16 protein-coding genes are annotated in these 19981 nt (G+C 67.2%); 5 read left to right on the plus strand and 11 right to left on the minus strand.

Annotation, left to right across the window (positions count from 1 at the left end; all coding sequences use genetic code 11):
• The first annotated feature begins 166 nt into the window (after positions 1-166).
• Both AC0SZ7_RS05925 and AC0SZ7_RS05930 read left to right on the plus strand, forming a co-directional pair.
• A complete protein-coding gene (locus tag AC0SZ7_RS05925; RefSeq protein WP_475503496.1) occupies positions 167-1039 on the plus strand; it encodes a glyoxalase in 873 nt (290 codons plus the stop codon).
• Complete coding sequence (locus tag AC0SZ7_RS05930; RefSeq protein WP_475503497.1) at positions 1036-2403, plus strand: alginate export family protein; 1368 nt, start codon at positions 1036-1038, stop codon at positions 2401-2403. Before AC0SZ7_RS05925 ends, AC0SZ7_RS05930 begins: the two co-directional genes overlap by 4 nt.
• Here the strand turns inward: AC0SZ7_RS05930 and AC0SZ7_RS05935 are convergent.
• The gene (locus AC0SZ7_RS05935) at positions 2393-2926 is read right to left on the minus strand and encodes a helix-turn-helix domain-containing protein (RefSeq protein WP_475503498.1); all 534 of its coding nucleotides are present in this window, start codon (positions 2924-2926) and stop codon (positions 2393-2395) included. The genes AC0SZ7_RS05930 and AC0SZ7_RS05935 overlap by 11 nt on opposite strands.
• A gap of 171 nt (positions 2927-3097) precedes the next feature.
• Between AC0SZ7_RS05935 and AC0SZ7_RS05940 the strand changes: the two genes are divergently transcribed.
• Positions 3098-3919 carry an alpha/beta fold hydrolase gene (locus AC0SZ7_RS05940; protein WP_475503499.1) on the plus strand — a complete coding sequence of 274 codons (822 nt, stop codon included), beginning with the start codon at positions 3098-3100 and terminating at the stop codon, positions 3917-3919.
• Positions 3920-3991: 72 nt separating this feature from the next.
• Here the strand turns inward: AC0SZ7_RS05940 and AC0SZ7_RS05945 are convergent, their stop codons facing one another.
• Both AC0SZ7_RS05945 and AC0SZ7_RS05950 read right to left on the minus strand, forming a co-directional pair.
• Complete coding sequence (locus tag AC0SZ7_RS05945) at positions 3992-9478, minus strand: trifunctional serine/threonine-protein kinase/ATP-binding protein/sensor histidine kinase (protein WP_475503500.1); 5487 nt, start codon at positions 9476-9478, stop codon at positions 3992-3994.
• Positions 9468-10523 (minus strand): response regulator, encoded by a 1056-nt coding sequence (locus AC0SZ7_RS05950; RefSeq protein WP_475503501.1) that lies wholly within the window; start codon positions 10521-10523, stop codon positions 9468-9470. Before AC0SZ7_RS05950 ends, AC0SZ7_RS05945 begins: the two co-directional genes overlap by 11 nt.
• Before the next feature lie 204 nt (positions 10524-10727).
• Here AC0SZ7_RS05950 and AC0SZ7_RS05955 point away from each other — a divergent pair, with 204 nt between their 5' ends.
• A complete protein-coding gene (locus AC0SZ7_RS05955) occupies positions 10728-11087 on the plus strand; it encodes an RNA polymerase sigma factor (protein ID WP_475503502.1) in 360 nt (119 codons plus the stop codon).
• Positions 11088-11089: 2 nt separating this feature from the next.
• On the opposite strand, the gene AC0SZ7_RS05960 is transcribed toward AC0SZ7_RS05955, so the two are convergent.
• The 6 genes from AC0SZ7_RS05960 to AC0SZ7_RS05985 form a co-directional block, all read right to left on the minus strand.
• Positions 11090-11854: a 1,6-dihydroxycyclohexa-2,4-diene-1-carboxylate dehydrogenase gene (locus tag AC0SZ7_RS05960; RefSeq protein ID WP_475503503.1), complete on the minus strand. Its 765-nt coding sequence runs from the start codon at positions 11852-11854 to the stop codon at positions 11090-11092.
• A gap of 76 nt (positions 11855-11930) precedes the next feature.
• A complete protein-coding gene (benC, locus tag AC0SZ7_RS05965; protein WP_475503504.1) occupies positions 11931-12938 on the minus strand; it encodes a benzoate 1,2-dioxygenase electron transfer component BenC in 1008 nt (335 codons plus the stop codon).
• Between the two features lie 10 nt (positions 12939-12948).
• A complete protein-coding gene (benB, locus tag AC0SZ7_RS05970; RefSeq protein ID WP_475503505.1) occupies positions 12949-13434 on the minus strand; it encodes a benzoate 1,2-dioxygenase small subunit in 486 nt (161 codons plus the stop codon).
• Entirely contained in the window at positions 13431-14786 is a 1356-nt protein-coding gene (gene benA, locus AC0SZ7_RS05975) for a benzoate 1,2-dioxygenase large subunit (protein WP_475503506.1), read from the minus strand. The genes benB and benA overlap by 4 nt, the downstream gene beginning before the upstream one ends.
• An 83-nt stretch (positions 14787-14869) precedes the next feature.
• On the minus strand, positions 14870-15841 hold the full coding sequence (locus AC0SZ7_RS05980; RefSeq protein WP_475503507.1) for an AraC family transcriptional regulator: 972 nt from the start codon (positions 15839-15841) through the stop codon (positions 14870-14872).
• Between the two features lie 161 nt (positions 15842-16002).
• Positions 16003-16617: a hypothetical protein gene (locus AC0SZ7_RS05985; RefSeq protein ID WP_475503508.1), complete on the minus strand. Its 615-nt coding sequence runs from the start codon at positions 16615-16617 to the stop codon at positions 16003-16005.
• 195 nt (positions 16618-16812) lie between these two features.
• Between AC0SZ7_RS05985 and AC0SZ7_RS05990 the strand changes: the two genes are divergently transcribed.
• On the plus strand, positions 16813-17826 hold the full coding sequence (locus AC0SZ7_RS05990) for an alpha/beta hydrolase (protein ID WP_475503509.1): 1014 nt from the start codon (positions 16813-16815) through the stop codon (positions 17824-17826).
• Positions 17827-17977: 151 nt separating this feature from the next.
• Here the strand turns inward: AC0SZ7_RS05990 and AC0SZ7_RS05995 are convergent, their stop codons facing one another.
• Positions 17978-19327, minus strand: a complete 1350-nt coding sequence (locus AC0SZ7_RS05995) for an ATP-binding protein (protein ID WP_475503510.1) — start codon at positions 19325-19327, stop codon at positions 17978-17980.
• A complete protein-coding gene (locus tag AC0SZ7_RS06000; protein WP_475503511.1) occupies positions 19303-19968 on the minus strand; it encodes a response regulator transcription factor in 666 nt (221 codons plus the stop codon). Before AC0SZ7_RS06000 ends, AC0SZ7_RS05995 begins: the two co-directional genes overlap by 25 nt.
• Between the last annotated feature and the right edge of the window lie 13 nt (positions 19969-19981).

Below are 19981 nucleotides of genomic sequence, written 5' to 3' on the forward strand. Positions count from 1 at the left end.
CAACAGCTCGCTGGCAAGCCCGCTCCCACAACAACGTCTCGGACGCAGCCTGCGGCAGCTGCTACGGGGTCCGGGTGCGCACGCCACAAAAGCACACCCATTCAATTATTCATCTACCCCACCCGCCACCCTGACGCCATCCGCTTACCCCTCTCTGGAGTCTGTCATGCGTCATACCCTGCTCATGCTCGCCATTGCCACGCCGCTGTCGGCGCTGGCCGCCACCGGCCCTGCGGTCGGCCCGCAATACGACACCAGCCACGTGTACGTGGCGCCCGCCGACGTGGACGCCTTCGTGCAAAGCTTCACCGCCACCTTTGGCGGCAAGAGCACCCCGCAGGTGGTGGCCGACGTCACGCCAACGCCCAGCAGCACCACCTCGCAGCTGCTGCAGACGCCGTCGGGCACGGTGTCGTTGTTCGGCTTCAAGACGCCCATCCCGCACCCGTTCGGCGATGAGCGCAACGGCTACCTGGTCAAGGACATGGACCAGGCCGTCAAGCTGGCGCGCCAGGCCGGCGCCGACGTGATTGTCGCGCCGTTCCCCGACCCCATCGGCCGCGACGCCGTGGTGCAATGGCCGGGCGGCGTGAACATGCAGCTTTACTGGCACAACACCGCACCCAACTACGCAGCGTTCCAATACGTACCGGAAAACCGCGTGTACGTATCAGCCGACCGCGCCCCCGCTTTCATCAAGGCGTTCACCACCTTCTCCCATGGCAAGGTGGTGGCTGACGACAAGCACGCCCCGGGCGCCGAGATCGGCCGCGACACAGGCACCTACGAGCGCGTGCGCATTACCTCGGACTTCGGCCACATGACCGTGCTGGTTACCGACGGCCACCTGCCCTTCCCGTACGGCCACGAAACCACCGGCTACGAAGTCGCCGACCTCAACGCCACCCTGCAGAAAGCCACCGGCAGCGGCGCCAGCGTGTTGGTGCAACCGGCCAGCAGCAGCGGCCGCCAGGCGGCCATGGTGCAGTTCCCCGGCGGCTACGTGGCTGAAATCCACCAAGTGCTGGCCAAACAGTGAGGCGGCCGCTAGCCGGCCTGTCGCTGGCCCTGCTGCCGCTGCTGGCCGCCGCCGACGACACGCGCCCCGCCATCAAGGCCAACCGCTGGCAGGAAGACTGGTCGGCGCTGGCCTCGCCGGCCCTGCGCACCCAGCCACTGGATGACCTCAAGTACATTGCCCTGGGGGACAGCGCCTGGCTGTCCCTGGGGGCCACCCTGCGCGAACGCCTGGAAATGAACGATGCCAATGGCTTCGGCACCAAGGGCGTGAAACGCGACAACTACCTGCTGCAGCGCTTCCAGGTGCACGCCGACCTGCACTTCAACGAGCACTGGCGGTTGTTCACCCAGCTCGAAGACGTGCGCGCCTACGACAAGACCACCCTGGGCGGCGCCGACCAGAACCGCCTGGACCTGCGCCTGGCGTTCCTGGAATACATCAACACCTACGACAGCGGCACCTTGAAGACCCGCGTCGGCCGCCAGGACTTTGCCTTCGACCTGCAGCGTTTTGTTTCTTCGCGCGACGGCCCCAACGTGCGCCAGTCGTTCGACGCCCTGTGGGCCGATTGGGAAACCGCGCAGTGGCGCTTTATCGGCATCGCCAGCCACCCGGTGCAGTACCGCGACGACCAGGACTTCGACGACACCTCCAGCAAGGCCGTGCGCTTCGACATGCTGCGCGTGGAACGGGTAGTCAACAGCAACCAGGAACTGTCCGCCTACTACGCGCTGTACCAGCGCGACGAGGCCCAGTACCTGGACGCTGCGGGCAGTGAAAACCGCTCCATCTTCGACGCCCGCTATGCCGGTACCGTCGCGCACATGGACTGGGACCTGGAGGGCATGTACCAAGGTGGCAGCGTGGGCGGCAAGGACATTCGCGCCTGGGCCGCCGGCAGCCGCGTGGGCTATACCTTCGCCGATACCACCTGGGCGCCCCGCCTGGGCCTGCAACTGGACATCGCCTCGGGTGACAGCCACCCCGGCGACGGCCGCGTGGGCACCTTCAACCCGCTGTTCCCCAACGGCTACTACTTCACCCTGGCGGGCTACACCGGCTACAGCAACCTCATTCACGTCAAGCCATCGGTGACGGTCAAGCCCTTGCCCGGCCTGAGCGTGCAGACTGCCATCGGCCTGTTGTGGCGCCAGACCACCGAGGATGCGGTGTACACCCAGCCCAATATTGCCGTGGCCAACACCGCCGGCACTGGCCAGCGCTGGACCGGCGCCTATGCCCAGTTGCGCACCGACTATGCCTTCACCGCCAACCTGGCCGGTGCGGTGGAAGCGGTGCACTACGACGCCGGGCAGACCCTGCGCGACGCCGGTGGGCATGACAGCAATTACCTGGGCGTGGAGCTCAAGTTCAGTTGGTAAGCGCCTGACGCGGCAGCGCCCGGCGCCACGCGAACGGCGTGGTGCCGGTAGCCCGGGTGAACACCCGGGTGAAATGCGACTGGTCGGCAAAGCCGCAGTCCAGGCCCACCTGGGCGATGGACAAGGCGTTGTCGGCCAACAGTTCCTTGGCCCGCTCCAGCCGCGCCTGCTGTAGCCAATCGCGGGGCGCTTGCCCGGTGGTCTTCTTGAACGCGCGGGAAAAATGGCTGCGCGACAGCGAACAGGCGCTGGCAATCTCGGCAATCGACGGGCTGCCGCCCAGCTGTTCCAGCATCAACTGCTTGGCGCGCCGCGCCTGCCAGGGCGACAGGGCCAGGCGCTGCGGCTCGGGGGCCGTGTCGCTGTAGTGCACCAGCAGGTGCGCACACAGGGCACTGGAATGCTGGTGCAGGGCTTCGGGCTGCGGCGTATCGGCGTCGGCCAGGGTGGCGGCCAGGGTCAATAACAGGTCGAGGGTCACCGGGTCCAGCGGGCCACCAGGGGTTTGGGTACGGGCGTTCATGGGCAAGAATTCCTTCTACGGTCCAGGCTGCCAGTCTCCTCGCGCGCGCCCGGGACGTCCTTGCCGCGACCTTAAATGTTCTGAATTAAGAACGATTAAGGTTCGCCCAAGGATTTACCCCTGCATAACCGCTAGCGTTGGCCTTCCCTACCCTTACCGAGGCGTTCGCACATGGCTTACTTGACCACCACCGACGGCACGCAGCTCTACTACAAGGACTGGGGCACCGGGCAACCCATCGTGCTCAGCCACGGCTGGCCGCTGAACGCCGACATGTGGGACTACCAGATGAACTTCCTGGCGGCCAACGGCTTCCGTGTCATCGCCCATGACCGTCGTGGTTTCGGCCGTTCCAGCCAGCCGTGGACCGGCTATGACTACGACACCTTCGCCGATGACCTGGAGCAGTTGCTGGACGAGCTGGACATCAGCAACGCCATCCTGGTGGGCTTCTCCATGGGCGGCGGCGAAGTGGCGCGCTACCTGGGCCGCCACGGCAGCCAGCGCATCGCCAAGGCGGTGCTGGTGAGCGCGGTGACGCCACTGATGATCCGCCGCGACGACCACCCCGAAGGCATGGACCCGACCATTTTCGACGGCATTCGTGCCGGCCTATTGAACGACCGCGCAGGCTTCCTCGACGCCTTCGGCCCGGTGTTCACCGGCAGCGACAAGCCCGCCAACAACGTCGGCAAGCCGATGCTCGACTGGACCCAGTTCCTGGCCCTGCAGGCCGGCTTCAAGGGCACCTATGACTGCGTGGCGGCGTTCTCCGAGACCGACTTCCGCGCAGACTTGCGCAGCATTACCATCCCCACCCTGGTCATCCATGGCGACGGCGATGCGGTGGTGAGCTTCGAGGTGACCGGCAAGGCTGCGGCCGAGCTGGTGCGTGGCGCGCAGCTGAAGGTATACCCTGGCGCCCCGCACGCGGTGTACTTCACCCACAAGGACCAGCTGAACCAGGACTTGCTGGCGTTCGCCCGCAGCTGATCCTGGCGCCCCGGACGCGGCCTGCGGCCGCTGCTACGTACGTCCCGCAGGCCGCGTCATGCCGCTCCCACATTAAGTGCAGGGCAAGGTAAACACGAACACCGTCTGCCCCTGCCGCCCCCGGTGCAGGTGCAAGGTGCCGCCCTGGGCGTCCATGATCGAGCGGCAGATGGCCAGGCCCATGCCCATGCCGCTGGCCTTGGTGGTGAAGAAGGCGTTGAAGACCTTTTCTTCGTCCGCCACGCTGATGCCCGGCCCGCTGTCCTCCACCATCACCACCAACTGCCCCGCCACCGGCACCGTCGAAGTTACCTGCAGGCGCCGTGCGGCAGCCGGCACGCTGGCCATGGCGTCCACGGCATTCACGACCAGGTTGTACAGCACCTGCTGCAGCTGCACGCCATCCACCTGCACCTGCACCCCGGCCGCCTGCAACGCCGTGTGCACGGTGACCTGCTGGGCGTCGGTTTCCACCGCCAACAGCCGAAGTACCTGAGTGATCAGTTCATCGATCGCCAGCCAACTGCGGCTGGCGGGTTCCTGGCGGGCCAAGGCCTGCAAGGCGCGGATGATGTCAGCGGCACGGCGCCCGTCGCGAGCGATGTCGCGCAAGCCTTCCAGGGCCTCGCCCACCTGCGGTACCTCGCGCTGCAACCAGCGCACGCTGGCGCCGGCATTGGTGACGATGGAGGCCAGCGGCTGGTTGATCTCGTGGGCGATGCTGGCCGCCAGCTCGCCCATCACCGTGCTCTGGCGCACCTGCGCCAGCTCGGCGCGGGCGCTGCGCAGCGCCGCCTCGGTGGCGCGGCGCTCGCTGACATCAGAGGTCACGCCCACGTACACGCCATCCTCGGCAGGTTCGGCATGGGCCTCCAGGTAGCGCACCTCACCTTCTGCCAGGATGATGCGAAACGCCATGCGCAACGGCAGGCGCGTCTGCCTCGCCCACAGCAGCTGCGCGGTGAAGCGCGCCACATCGTCGCCGTGCACACGGCGCACCAGCACCTCGGGTGACGGCGCCGTAGCCGCTACCGGCAGCCCCCACACGGCAAACAACTCTTCCGACCATTGCGAGTGGTCGGTGGTGACGTCCCAGCGGAACGAGCCCGAACGAATGATCTTCTGGCCAATGGCAAGCAGCGCCTGGCTGGTGCGCAGTTGCGCCTCGGTGTCGCGGCGGCGGGCGTTCTCTTCCAGCACCTGGGCATACAGCCGCGCGGTTTCCAGGGAAATGGCCGCCTGCGCCGCCAGCAACTCGATCATCGCCACCCGCGGGTGGGTGAACACGCCGCTGGCCAGGGAGTTTTCCAGGTACAGCAGGCCAATCACCTCGCCCTGCTTGAGCAGCGGCAGGCACAGCACGGCACCGGCCGCCTGCACGGCAAAGTACGGGTCGTCGGCGAACTCGGCGTCGCCACCGGCCTGTTCCAGGGCCACAGTGCGGCCGGTGCGCATCACCGTGTACAGCAGCGACAACGGCAGGCTGCGCGGCTGCACCGGCTGGTTGCGCAGGCTGACGCGCACGCCGGCGTCGGCGGTCTCGCCGCTGGCGACGCTGAGCAGGTCGCCGCCTTCCACCAGGATCAAGGCGCCGTTACGTGCGCCGGCATGCACGATGGTGTTCGCCAGCAGGGTCTCGACCAGACGCTCGAAGACAATTTCCCGCGACAGCGCCTGGGACGCCTTGGTCACTGACACCAGGTCCAGGTACTGCTGGCCGTTGAGCATGTCGATGGACGCGCGGGCGTCCAGCGGCTTGTTGTTGAGGTACAGGTGCGCAGCCTCCAGGGCTGCCACCTTGCGCTGCGCACCCCAGCGCTGGTAGGCATCGCGGGCGCTGAAACGGTGGCTGCGCGCGGCGCTGGTCAGGCCCAGCGCCTGGTGGCAGTTGGCCGCGCGCTCATGGGCCAGGGCCAGCACCGGCACGCAACCACTGGCTGCCGCCTGCTCGATGGCCGCCTCCAGCAACTGCAGGGCGCGCAGCAGGTCGCCCTGCAGGCGGGCGATCTCGGCTTCCACCAGCAACTCGCGGTCCAGGAACGCCTGGGGGTTGAGTTGCGCCCAGCGGCGCAGGTCGTGCAACTGCGGCTGCATGCCTTGTATCGCCGCCAGCGGGCTGTAGGCGCTGGCCGCAAGGGCGGCGTGGTTGAGCGCCGAGTAGAACGCCAAGTCCAGCAGGTGCACATGGGCGGCCATGCAGCCCTTGAGCTGGGCAGCGCGTGCCAGGTCATCGCGCGCGGCTTCATGGCGGCCCTGGGCAAAACCCAGCATGCCCCGGTACAGCCAGTAGAAAAAGCCGATAGGCAGCATGCTGCTGGCCTCCACCCGTGGCTGCCAGGCCTGCAGCAGGTTGCCGCGCGCCGGGGCGTCGGCGTCGCGCAGGCCGCGCACGTAAGCCTGCTGGATCTCCAGCAGCAGGCGGCTGTCGGCGAAACCGGCGGCGTCGGCCACCGCCATGGCCGCGTCCAGGCGTTGCGCCACGCGCTCAAGCGGGCCGCCCATCACCAGCAGGATGCTGACCATGTGGTGGCAGGCGTAGCAGCTCAGCGCCGCCCGGCCCTCGCGGCGGCCAGCGGCGAAGGCCTGCTCGCCGCATTCCAGCGAGAACGCCAGCGAGCGCGTCCAGGCGCTGGTGCGGCCCAGGGCCAGTTGCGTGGACACTTTGCCAGTTTCCAGGCCCAACGCGTACTCCAGGCGCACCGCCAATTCCACGTAGTGCTGGCCCTCTTCGTAGGCGCCGTACTCGTCGGCCAACAATACCCCGAACCACGCCAGCCCCGGCACCGAGGCCGGGCTGACGCCGTGGCGCACGGTCATTTGCAGCATGCGCGCCAGCAGCGGCAGCGCCAGCTCGCGCTCGACATGGATGGCCGGAATGATCATCGCGGCCATCAGTTCCAGCGCGGCAGCAATGAAGGAGTTGTTCACGGCCTGGTGCGCGAGCAAGGCGTCGATTGGCCGGTCGCCCAACGCCTGGCTGACCTGCAACCGCAGCTGGTCGCGGTCACTGCCGCTGAATTCGATACCGAACAGCGCCAGCCCGGCGCGCCCGGTGTGCAGGCTTGCGGCGTAGTTGTCGGCGAGCGACAGCGCCTCGATCTTCAGCACATACAGGGCCGACACCTGGGTGAGCGAGTCGGCGCGGTCGAGGATCTGATCAATGCAGGCGTGGGCGCCGGCGTAGTCGGCACTGTTCATCAGGCACTGGGCGTACAGCATGTCCATGGCGTCGCGCTGCTGCGGCGCCTGCACCCAGCGCGGGCAGCCGGCCAGCTCGCGTGCCAGGCGCAGGTACTGCAGGGCAAAGGGCAAGGTCGAGCTGTCGCGGGCACGTTGTGCGGCGCGCAGCAAGGCGTCGACGAACACCCGCAGGTCGGCCTCCTGCAGTTGCTCGTGGGCGCACTGCTGGATATGCAGGGCAATGCGGAACAGGTAGCCCGGCGCGCGGCTGTCGTCCATGGCCTGTATCAGCAGGTGCGCCAGGCGCGTGTGCTGCAGGGCACGCAGGCGTGGGGCGATGGCGTGGTAGGCGGTGTCGCGCACACGGTCGTGGCTGAAGCACCAACCTTCGCCGTCGCCCAGCAGCAGCCCGGCCTGCACCGCCGGGCCCAGCGCCAGCCGCGCGCGTGGCGGTGCCAGGCGGCCCAGGCGGGCGAGGTGCGCAAGGTCGGCGCGGGTGCCGATCAGCGCCAGCAGGCCCAGCAGCCAACGCGTGCGGCGCGGCAGGCGGGCCATGCGCGTGAGCAGCAGGTCCACCACGTTGTCGGCCACCGGGCAGGCCTCCAGCGCCTGTTGGTCCCAGGCCCAGCCCAGGGCGCCAGGCCGGGGCACCAGGCGTTTTTCTTCCAGCAGGGTGCGCACCAGTTGCTGGATGAACAGCGGGTTGCCGCCGCTCTTGGCGTGGATGACCTCGGCCAGCGGCCGCAACGCCGAGCCCTCGCTGCCCAACAGCGCATTGACCATGGCCAGCACGCCATCGGGTTCCAGCGGCAACAGCGCAAGCTCGGTGCAATGGCTGGCACCGTTCTTCACCGCCTGGGCCAGGCTGCCCTGCGCGCTGTCGCGGCTGGCCAGCACCAGCACCACATGGGCCAGCGGCGCCGCCACCAGGTTGTGCAGCAGCGCCAGGCTGTGGCTGTCCAGGCCCTGGGTGTTGTCGAAAAACAACAACAGCGGCGTGCCCGGCCGGCCAAACACGGCGATGCAGGCGCGCAGCAGCGGCTGCAGGCGGTCGCTGCCGTCGGCACGGACGGGCTCGGGCAGCGTGGCGTGTTGGCCAATGACCAAGGCCAGCTCGGGCACCAGCGCCAGCAGCGGCGCCACGCCGTCGCCAAGCGCCAGCAACAGGCGGCTGCGCCATTGCGCCAGGCCCTCGGGGTGTTCGCCCAGCACCCGCAGCACCAGGCTGCGCAGGGCCGTGGACACCGCCGCGTACGGGGTGGTCAGGCCGGCGTGGTCAAAGCGGCCAACGGCGAACAGAATGCTGCCGGCCACCAGGTCCTGGTGCACCTGGCGCACCAGCGCGGTCTTGCCGCTGCCCACCGGGCCGCTAAGCAATACTCGCTCGCCTTCGCCGGTGACCGCGCAGCGCAGCACCCGCTCGTGCAGCACCGCGCACTCGCGCTGGCGCCCCGGCAATGCGGCGCTGATCACGCCTTGGGCGCGGCTGCCACGGGCGCCAGGCTCGAAGGGGTGGATACCCTGGAATTCGGTCCATTGCGCCAGGCACAGGCGCAGGTCGGCGGCCAGCTCGTCGGTGTCGGCGTAGCGTTCATCCGCGCGCTTGGCCAGCAGCTTGAACACCAACCCCGTCAACGCCCCTGGCACCGCAGGGCGCAGGCTTTCCAGCGGCGCCGGTTGCAGGGCCAGGTGCTGGTGCAGCCACTCCACCGGGTCGTTGCCCTCGAACGGCAGCTGGCCAGTGAGCATTTCGTAGAAACTGACGCCCAGCGCGTACAGGTCGCTGCGCTCGTCCACTTCATGGCCCACGCGGCCACCCTGCTCGGGGGACATGTAGGCAAAACTGCCGCAGATGGCCTCGGCGGCCGGCACCGGCGCGTCCCGCTGGCAGGCCAGTGAAAAGGCCATCAGGCGCACGTTGCCATCGGCGCCCTCGACCAGGTTGCAGGGCTTGATGTCACGGTGCAGGATGCCCGCCCGGTGTGCCTGGCCCAGGGCATGGGTGGCGCCCAGCGCCAGGCGCAGGAAACGCAGGATGGACAGGTTGTCGCCCATCACCTCGTGCAGGCCGCGGCCCTGGCTGTCGTCCAGCACCAGCAGCGGGCCATCCACGGCGCTGATCAGCGCCACCGGCACAATGGCCCATGCCGGATGCAGGTGCTGGCGGAAATCGAACTCCTGGTGCAGGCGCCGAAAGCCACCCTCGGAGGGCAACGCTGCGGGGCGGGCAATCAGCCAGTCGCGCGCAGAGATCGGCGAGCGCACCCGGTAGCGGGCCACCTCGCCGTCCACCAGCAACAGGCGCCAGGTGAGGTGTTTGAGCCATTGTTCGTTGAAGCCGCCCAGTTGCTGGCGGTAGTCGACCAGCTCAGCCGGCATGGGCGTCGACCGTGGCCGGGCCTACGCCGATCTGTTCGCACAGGCGCACCAGTTCCACCAGGGTGGCGGCGCGCATCTTGGCCATGACGTGCTTCTTGTGCACCTTGGCCGTGACCTCGCGCGTGCCCAGCGCGGCGGCGATCTGCTTGTTGACCTTGCCTTCAATCAACAGGCCCAGCACCTGGCGCTCGCGCGGGGTAAGGGTGTGGTAGCGGCCGCGCACCTCGCGCGCCTGGGCCTGGGCGGCGAAACGCTGGCGGGCGCCGGCCAGCGCACGGTCGATGGCGCCCAGCAGCTCGCTCTCGTCGAACGGCTTGGTGAGGAACTCCTGCGCCCCGGCCTTCATGGCCTTCACCGACATGGGAATGGTGCCGTAGCCGGTCATGAAGATGATCGGCAACTGGCTGCCGCGCCGCTGCAGGTCGGCCTGCAGGTCGAAGCCGGTGCCCACTTGCAGGTTCACGTCCAGCACCAGGCAGGCCAGGCGCTGTTCGAACCCGCTGGCGAGGAAGTCCTCGGCGCAGGCAAACGTTTGTACCGCAATGTCAGCAGAACGCAGCAGCCGCGCCAGGGCATCGCGCACGCTGGCTTCGTCGTCCACCACATAGACAATCGGCGCGCCGGGCAGCACGGCAGGTGGCAGTTCGGGCAGGCTGGGCACGGGCGCGGTGAGCATGTCGTGCAGCCCCAGGCGCTCAAGCAAGGCAATCAGCAGGCCATCGCGGGCACCGCTGGCTGGCGCCGCTGGGGCCGGCTCGGGGTCGAGCACCAGCCGGTAACCACGCCCCGCCACCGTGCGAATGCGCTCGCGCGAATCGCCCAGGGCCTTGCGCAAGGCGGAGATGTGCACCTGCAGGTTGTTCTCTTCCACCACCGCGTCCGGCCACACCCGTGCCAGCAATTCATCCTTGCTGACCAGTTGGCCTTGCGCGGCAATCAGCGTCTCGAGGATATCGAACGCGCGGCTGCCGAGTTTCACCGGCAGCGCGCCCTGGCGAATTTCACGCAGGGCCAACGACACTGTGACGTTTCCAATACGAATCATGAGGGGCTCACCCAGCCATTCAAGCGCCTGTCCATCGTGAGTCTGGCGATGGTGCCAAGACTAGAGACAGATGGATGGGTTGGCAATTATCCGCTTGGATACGTTGCGCGGCGCATGAAAATGGATAAAACCTTAACTGCCATTGATAATGATTCGCATTGCATTTAGAATCGCTCTGTCTTCCCCCACGACCGGTGACTGATCGTGAACCCATGCACGGCAAAACTCGACCTCTACCTGACGCAGCGCAAGGCGCTGATCGACTACGCCGCCGCCATTGTCGGCTGCCGCGCCCAGGCTGAACGCCTGGTGCAGGAAGCCTGGTTGCGCTTTGGCGTGCAGCAGGGCGAAGTGCGGCCCAGCGGGTTGTTCCGCATCGTGCGCAACCTGGCCCGGGCGCGGGTGCGGCCGCCTGTGTTGGCGGTGGTAGAGCCTGAACCGGCGGCGCCGCGCGCAAGTGTGTTGCATAGCCTTGTAGCCGCTGCCGCCAGGCTGCGCTGGCCCACGCGTACGCTTGAGGTCGTTGGCGGGTGGGATAGCCTGCGGCAGCGGCTACAGGCGTAACCTCAGCCCAGGTCGCCACCGCCCACCGGCAAGGTCACGCCGGTAATGTACGAGGCCTCGTCCGAGGCCAGGAACAGAATCGCCCCCACCTGCTCGTCCACCGTGCCATAGCGATGCATCAGGCTGCTGCCCAGGGTCTGGTCGACGATCTGTTGGTACCAGGCTTGCTCCTCTTCGGTTTGCGCGGCGCTGTTGCGCGGAATACGCCGTGGCGGCGCTTCGGTACCGCCTGGCGCAGTGGCATTGACGCGCACGCCACGCCCGGCGGTTTCGAACGCCAGGCAGGCGGTGAGCGCGTTCACCCCACCCTTCGCTGCGCCATAGGGCACGCGGTTGAGGCTGCGCGTAGCAATGGACGAGACGTTGACGATGGCACCACTGCCCTGCCCCAGCATGAACGGCAGCGCCGCGTGGCAGCACCACAGCGTGGGGAACAGCGAGCGGCGTACTTCGGCTTCGATCTGCTGCGGTTCATAGTGTTCGAACGGCTTGGCCCAGATCGTGCCGCCGACGTTGTTGATGAGAATGTCCAGGCGGCCGAAGTGCTGCACGGCTGCGTTCATCACGCGGGCGCATTCTTCATATTGCTCAAGGTCGGCGGTCAACAGCAGTGGCTGGTTGGGCAGCGCCTCCAGTTCATACACCAGCTCCGAGCGGTCCACCAGCACCAGCCGCGCGCCTTCGGCAGCCAGGCGTTGCGCCACGCGCAGCCCGATGCCTTGGGCGGCGCCGGTGACCAAGGCAATTTTGTTCTCGAATCGATTCATGATCATTTCCCCATGGGGCCGTGCCCCGTTCCCCGTAGCAGCGGCCCAAAGGCCGCGTCCCGGGCGCCGCGGTCGTTCAAGCCGCAGCAAATTTTTCAAAATAGAAGTTGGCCGGCACGATGCCCTGCTCCCGCAGGTACCCGCTCACCCCGTCCACCATTGGCGGCGGGCCGCACAGGTACACGTCCACGTCACCGTCGTTGAGGTGCACAGGGTCAATGTGCTGGGTAACGTAGCCCTTGCGCGGGTAGCTGCTGTCGGCGCTGGCCACGCAGGCGCTGAAGGTGAAGGTGGGGATGCGCGCGGCAAAGTCTTCAAGGCGGGCGGTTTCCACCAGGTCAATGTCGTGGGTCACGCCGTAGATCAGGTGCACCGGGTGATCGCTGCCCTGCTCGGCAATGCGCTCAAGCATCGCCGTGAAGGGCGCCAGACCGGTGCCACCGGCCAGCAGCAACAGCGGCCGGCGGATGTCACGCAGGTAGAAGCTGCCCAACGGCCCGGCCAGGGTCATGCTGTCACCGGCCTTGGCCAGGCTGGTCAGGAAACTGCTCATCAGCCCACCCGGCACGTTGCGAATCAGGAAGCTGACCTCGCCACCGCGCTGCAACGAGCTGAAGGAATAGGCGCGGCTGTGCTCGCTGCCCGGCACCTGCAGGTTCACGTACTGGCCCGGCAGGAACGCCAGTTGGCTCAGCGCCTCGCCCTTGATTTTCAGGGCGATGGTGCTGGCCGACAGCTGCTGCACGGCGCTGATGGTGGCGGCGTACTGCGCCTGCCGGGTCTTGCAGACGTCGGAGGATGCCGGCACCCGTACCACGCAATCGCTTTGCGCGCGCATCTGGCAGGTCAGCACATAGCCCAGGGCCGCTTCGTCTGGGCTCAGCGCGTCTTCAATGTATTCCGCGCCCAGATCGTATTGCCCGGCCTCGGCGAAGCATTTGCAGGTGCCGCAGGCACCATCCCGGCAATCCAGCGGGATGTTGATGCCCTGGCGGTAGGCGGCGTCGGCCACGGTCTCGGTGGCGCTGCTGTCGATGAAACGGGTGACGCCATCTTCGAAATTCAGTGCGATCTTGTAGGTCATGCTGGCCGCCTCAGATGTGATAGATGTCGATCAGCTGGCGCACGTAGTCATTCTTCAGCACTACTTTCTTGCCCGTGATCAGCGGCTGCTCGCCGCGAGTGTCGAGGGTGTAGAAGCTGGTGCCGAAGTAGCTGTCCACGGTCTTGTAGCGAAAGCTCAGGGTGTGCCAGTTGAAGCGCACGCAGGCCACGCCGTCAGCCTGCTCCAGCAGCTCGATGTTGCTGAGGTTATGCGAGGTGCGGGTGTCGGGAATGCTGGCGCTGGAGCGCTCGGTCTTGATGCGGAACACACGGTCTTCCAGGCCGTCGCGGCGGCCGTACCAGATCAATGAGATCTCGCGTTGCGGGTCCTGGGTGAGCTGGTCGTTGTCGTCCCAGCTGGGCATCCAGAACGTCGCGTCCGGGGCGTACAGTTCCAGCCAGTTGTCCCAGGCCTTGTCGTCCAGGTAGCGGGCTTCGCGGTAGAGAAAGTCGCGCACGGCGTCGTAGGTAATCATTGCACCTGCTCCACGGCGATACGCTCGGCCTGCAGCGCCCGGATCATGGTGTGCTGCCAGTATTTGTGCTGCATCACGAACAGGCCTTCGTCTTCGGTACGCACCCCGCTCAGTTGCGGGTGCAGGTCGATTTCAAGCGCGCCGGCGTCGGCGCCCTCCACCCAGTGGGCGGCGCCCCGGGACATGTCGTTCCAGGCCGTAGTGCTGCCCTGGTAGCCCAGCTGGCAGGAGCGGAATTCCTCCAGGTCGTCGGGCGTGGCCATGCCGCTGACGTTGAAGAAATCCTCGTACTGGCGAATGCGCTGGGCGCGCGCAGCATCGCTTTCGCCCTTGGGCGCGATGCAGTAGATGGTGATTTCGGTGCGGTTGACGTCGATGGGCCGGGCGATGCGGATCTGCGAGCTGAACTGGTCCATCAGGTAGACGTTGGGGTAGAGGCACAGGTTGCGCGAGTTGTGGATCATCCAGTCGGCACGGGCGCTGCCAAAGTGCTGCGCCAGCTCGTCACGACGTTCATACAACGGACGATCCTGGGGATTAGACCAGCGGGTCCACAGCAGCATGTGGCCCTTGTCGAACGAGTAGAAGCCACCGCCCTGCTTGGCCCAACCGCCGGCACTCATGGTCTTGGCCGCAGCCTCGGCTTCGCGCTGCTGACGCTGCTGTTGGGTGGCGGCGTAGTTCCAGTGCACGGCGCTGACGTGGTAGCCATCGGCGCCGTTTTCGGCGGTCAGCTTCCAGTTGCCCTCGTAGACGTAGCTGCTGGAGCCACGCAACACTTCAAGGCCCTCGGGCGATTGGTCGACGATCATGTCGATGATCTTCGCCGCCTCGCCCAGGTGCTCCGCCAGGCTGGGCACGTCGGGGTTCAGCGAGCCGAACAGGAAGCCACGGTAGGACTCGAAGCGCGCCACCTTGGTCAGGTCGTGGGAGCCTTCGCAGTTGAAGCTTGCGGGGTAGCCCGCCTCGGCCGGGTCTTTCACCTTCAGCAGCTTGCCGGAATTGTTGAAGGTCCAGCCGTGGAAGGGGCAGGTGTAGGAGCTGCGGTTGCCGGTCTTGTGCCGGCACAGCATGGCGCCGCGATGGCTGCAGGCGTTGAGGAAGGCGCTCAGCTCGCCAGCCTTGTTGCGGGCGATGAACACCGATTGGCGGCCCATCTGCACGGTGTAGTAGTCGTTGACGTTGGGCACCTGGCTTTCGTGGGCCAGGTACAGCCAGTTGCCCTCGAAGATGTGCTTCATCTCCAGGTCGAACAGCCGCGGGTCGGTAAACATTTCGCGCTTGCAGCGGTAGATGCCCTGCGCGCGGTCTTCCTGCAGCAAGGCATTGAGGTAGTCGATTCCCAGGGTCATGGCCGGGGCCTCCGTTGTTATTGTTCAGGCACCTCCAGCGTACGAATGGGTGGGTATGGCCGCTAGCCGATCCGTGCAGACCACTATCCGTTGAGTGCAAGGCCGTCACGACGGCGCTTGAGGGTGTCGGAGGGCCGCTCGCCGAACTGCTTGCGGTACTGCTCGGCAAAGCGCCCCAGGTGCATGAAACCGTGGTCCATGGCCAGCTCGGACAGGCTGCGGACTTTGCAGGTGGGGTCGACCAGGCAGGCGTGGATGCGCGCCAGGCGGCGCTGGCGAATGTACAGCGCCGGCGTGGTGCGGGCGTTGCGTTCGAACAGGCCATACAGGCTGCGCACGCTCACCTGCGCCACGCGGGCCAGGGCCTCGCTGTCCAGGTCTTGCCCCAGGTGGCGGTCGATGTGCTCCAGCACCCGTTCGAAATTCATCGGCCGCTCGTGCCCGGTCAGCGCCACCACGTTGGTCAGGTTCAGCAGTTTGCTGGCGATGATCTGTGTGTAATGCGCTTGCACCAGCGGCTGCGGCTCGGGTTCTTCGGCTTCCTGGCAGACCATGCCCAGCAGCCCCACCAGGCTGGGCAGTTGATCGAGCCGGTGGCGGTGCTGGCCAAACCGCACGCCACCCGCCGGCAGCGCCCAGCGCTGCTGCTGGCACAGGCCGTCGAGCAGGCGCACGGGCACCTTGACGATGAACTTCTCGCAGTCGGCCGAATAGGTCAGGTCCACCGGCTCGTCGGGGTTGATCAGCAGCAACTCGCCCGGTGCCAGGTAATGCGCTTCGCGACCATGGCGCCACAGGCAATGGCCGTGCAGCAGTACCTGCAGGTGAAAGAAGCGCTCCAGCGCTGGCGACACCACGCGCACGGCGGCGCCGTAGCCCAGGCGGCACAGGTCCAGTTCGGCAAACGGGCGGTGGCTGAGGTGGGCCAGTGGGCGGCTGGCGCGAGGCAACTCGATGCAGTGGTTGCCCACGTGCTGGTTGACGTACCGCGACACCGCGTGGGGGTCGGCCAGGTGAAAGACTTCGCTGCGCTGGCCCAGTAAAGGCGTGTGCATGGCGGGGTTACTCTGATTGTTTTTATGGTGGCTACATCTTCGCCCTTTGCAGGCGTTGGCGCCAATATGCGCAAGGTCTGGTGCGATACCCTGGGGGTATGGGGCAAATGCCCCCGTCCCTGGGGATTTGCCCCGTGTGTGGGGCTACTGTTGCGCCAGTATCACGAACCGCCGCGGTCGTCGCCCGGCTCGCCGGCGGCGTGTACGCCGTGGTCGTCGCCTACCTCGCCGGCAGCGTGTACGCCGTGGTCGTCGCCTACCTCGCCGGCAGCGTGTACGCCGTGGTCGTCGCCTACCTCGCCAGCGGCGTGTACGCCGTGGTCGTCGCCAACCTCGCCAGCGGCATGCACGCCGTGGTCGTCTCCAGCTTCGGCATGGGTGCCGCTGCGGCCGGAGGTGGAAGCAGCCCCCGCGTGCCCGTCGCCGTGGGTGCCGCCACCGCTGCTGGCGCTGCCGCCATGGCTGCCACCGCCACCACCACTGCCGCCGCTACCGCCGCTACCCCCGCCGCCTCCACTGCCACCGCTACCACCGCTACCACCGCCTCCATGGCCACCGCCACCTCCTCCACTACCACCGCTACCGCCTCCGCCTCCACTGCCTCCACTACCGCCGCCTCCACCACCGCTGCCACCACTGCCGCCCCCATGGCCACCGCTGCCGCCCTCCTTGGCGTGAACACTGGAAAAACCGCCGAGTGAATCGGGAATCAACACCACAGACGCCGACAACACCACGCCCATGGCCACCGCCAACAACGACTTTGTGATCAACATGCCTACCTCCACCAAACGCTATGGATGGGACTTGCGCTAACAGCCGTAGCAAGGGGCAGGCCAGTGTTTGGCGAACAACTGCAACTGTCCCCATTCTGGAATCAATGATTCTCAATTAGTGGTAATTGTCCCAATTAACCCTTCACCGTAAAGTGGCGTCCATACCAACCACACAACGTTTGAAGGAACAACCTCATGACCATTCGCACCGCCCTCACCGCTACCCTGCTGGCCCTGTCCATCAACAACGCCTTCGCCGCCGACACTGGCGCCGAGCACCACACCCAGGCGTTCCTCGACGCGCTGAACGCCGGTGGTGGCAAGCCCCTCGAACAGCTGAGCCCCAAGGACGCCCGTGCGGTGCTGACCGGCGCGCAGAACTCGGTGAAGGTTGACCTCAGCGGCACCGAAGTCAGCAACAAGACCATCCAGGCCGACGGCCAGGCCATCAAGCTGACCATCGTGCGACCGGCCAAGGTGAAGGGTGAGCTGCCGGTGTTCATGTTCTTCCACGGCGGCGGCTGGGTGCTGGGCGACTACCCTACCCATGCCCGCCTGATCCATGACCTGGTGGTGAATTCCGGCGCCGTGGCGGTGTACGTGGACTACACGCCTTCGCCGGAAGCGCACTACCCCACCGCCATCAACCAGGCCTACGCCGCGACCCGTTGGGTGGCCGAGCATGGCCAGCAGATTGGCGTGGACGGCAAGCGCCTGGCGGTAGCGGGCAACAGCGTGGGCGGCAACATGGCCGCGGTGGTGGCGCTGATGGCCAAGGAACAGGGTGCGCCGCAGCTGAAATTCCAGCTGCTGCTGTGGCCGGTGACCGACGCCCACTTCGACGACGGCTCCTATCAGCAATACGCCGAGGGGCACTTCCTGACCAAAAACATGATGACCTGGTTCTGGGACAGCTACACCACCGACGCCGCCCAGCGCGCCGAGATCCACGCCTCGCCGCTGCAAGCCAGCCCCGAACAGCTCAAGGGCCTGCCACCGGCCCTGGTGCAGACCGCCGGCCTGGACGTGCTGCGCGACGAAGGCGAAGCCTATGCCCGCAAGCTGGACGCCGCCGGCGTGGACGTGACCGCGGTGCGCTACAACGGCATGATCCATGACTACGGCCTGCTCAACCCGCTGAGCAACATCCCCGAGGTCAAGGCGGCCATGCGCCAGGCCGGGCTGGAGCTCAAGGCACACCTGAACTGACCCAGCCTGGCGGCCGCTGCTACAAACCTGTAGCAGCGGCCGCAGGCCGCGTCCCCGGCCGCCGCGTTGGGCCGGGCATACCGTGGTGCGCCCGGACGCAGCGTTGGGTCGGGCATACCGTGGTGCGCCCGGACGCAGCCTTCGGCAGCTGCTACGGGGGGGGCGGGAACCAGACCGATGCGCACAGGCCGGTGCCGGTGGTGTTGGCGGTGAGGCTGACGCGGGCGCCGTGACGCACGGCGATGGCCTGGACGATGGACAGGCCCAGCCCCGAGCCGCTTTCGCCGGTGCCCAGGCTGCGGTAGAACGGATCGAACACCCGCTCGCGTTCTGCCTCGGCAATACCCGGGCCAGTGTCGCGCACCTGGATCAGCGCCCCGCCCTGGGCCAACGCCACAGCCAGGTCGACACGCCCCCCAGGCGGCGTGTAGCGGATGGCGTTGTCCAACAGGTTGCGCACCAGCGTGCGCAGCGCCAACGGGCTGAGGGGCACGGCCAGCGCCAGCCCCGGTTCCACGCCCAGGTCGATGCTCTTGGCGTCGGCCAGCGGCCAGAGCTCTTCCAATACCTCGCGGAACACCTCCTGCACCGCCACTGATGTCACCGCCTGGGCGCCGCCATCCTGGGCCGCTGCCAGCGCCAGCAGTTGTTCCACCAACTGTTTGCTGCGCTCGATGCCCTGCTGCAAGGTCGCCAGCCGCTGCTGGGCCAGCGCAGGCATGGGCGCCGCTGCCAGCCGTTCGGCCTGCAGCGACAACGCGGTCAACGGCGAGCGCAGTTCGTGGGCGGCGTCGGCGACGAAGCGCCGCTGCTCGTCCATCGCCCCGGCCACCCGCCCCAGCAGGCCGTTGATGGCCAGCACGAAGGCACGAATCTCGCTGGGCAGGTGCTGCTCGTCCATGGGATGCAGTTGTTGTTCATCGCGCTGTTCCACCTCACCGGCCAGCTGGGCGATAGGGCGGAACACCTTGCGCACCAGGTCTGCCACCACCATCAGCAACACCGGAAACAGGATCAGGAACGGCAACAGCCCGCGCCAGGCGCTTTCCCGCGCTTCGCGGTCACGGGTGCCGGTTTCCTGGGCAACGGCGATGCGCTGGCCACTGGCGGTGGTGCGCACCAGCACGCGAAACGGCTCGCCGCCCACCGACTGGGTAGAGAGGCCGTCGGCGAGGTCAGTGGGCAGTGGCAGCGGCAGCGCAGCGTCGCCCTGCCCCTGGGCCCGGCTGCCGTCGGCCAGGTATTGGACGATAATGCGCGACTCTTCGTCATCACCCTTGATGGCCTGGCCGGCAGCCGGGTACGCCAGGGTCATGTGCTGGCGGTCGAACAGCGTGGCCATCTGGCGCAGGGTGTTATCCTGCATCTCCAGCGCCTCATCGAAGGCCGAGACAAAGGCGAACACCCCAGCCACGATGGCGACGACGAGGATGGCCGCCGACAGGGTCACCGACAGCCGAAGCTGGATGGAGTCGTTCAGGCGCCTTTTGAAACCAGCCATCCCATCCCCCTGACGTTCTTGATCACTTGGCTGCCCAGCTTGCGGCGCAACGAGTGGATCAGGAACTCCACGGCGTTGCTCTCCACCTCGTTACCCCAGGCGTAAATGCGGTCCTCCAGCTCGCTGCGCGACAGGATCGCGCCCGGGCGCAGCAGCAAAGCCTGCAACAGCGCGAACTCGCGGTTGGACAGCTGCACGTCGGTGGCCTCGGGGCCGCTGGCCAGCTTGGTCACCGGGTCGAGGCTGACCACGCCGTTGCCCAGCAGCGGTTGGGCGTTGCCACCCCGGCGGCGCACCACGGCGCGGATGCGTGCCAGCAGTTCGGCCATGTGGAAGGGTTTGGGCAGGTAGTCGTCGGCGCCGCCGTCCAGGCCACGCAAGCGGTCATCCAGGCTGTCGCGGGCGGTGATGATTAGCAGCGGCGCCTGGTGCCGGGCGGCGCGCAGGCTGTCGAGCACGCCCAGGCCGTCCTTGCCGGGCAGGCCCAGGTCCAGCAGCACCAGGTCGTAATGCTGGGTCCGCAGGGTGGCCAGCGCGACGAGGCCATCGGTGACCCAGTCCACCGCATCGCCGTTGTCGGTGAGCGCGCCTTGCACTGCTTTGCCGATCATGGGGTCGTCTTCCACCAGCAGGATTCGCATCGTTGGCCCTTCC

This window comes from Pseudomonas sp. JC1203, from assembly GCF_056175065.1.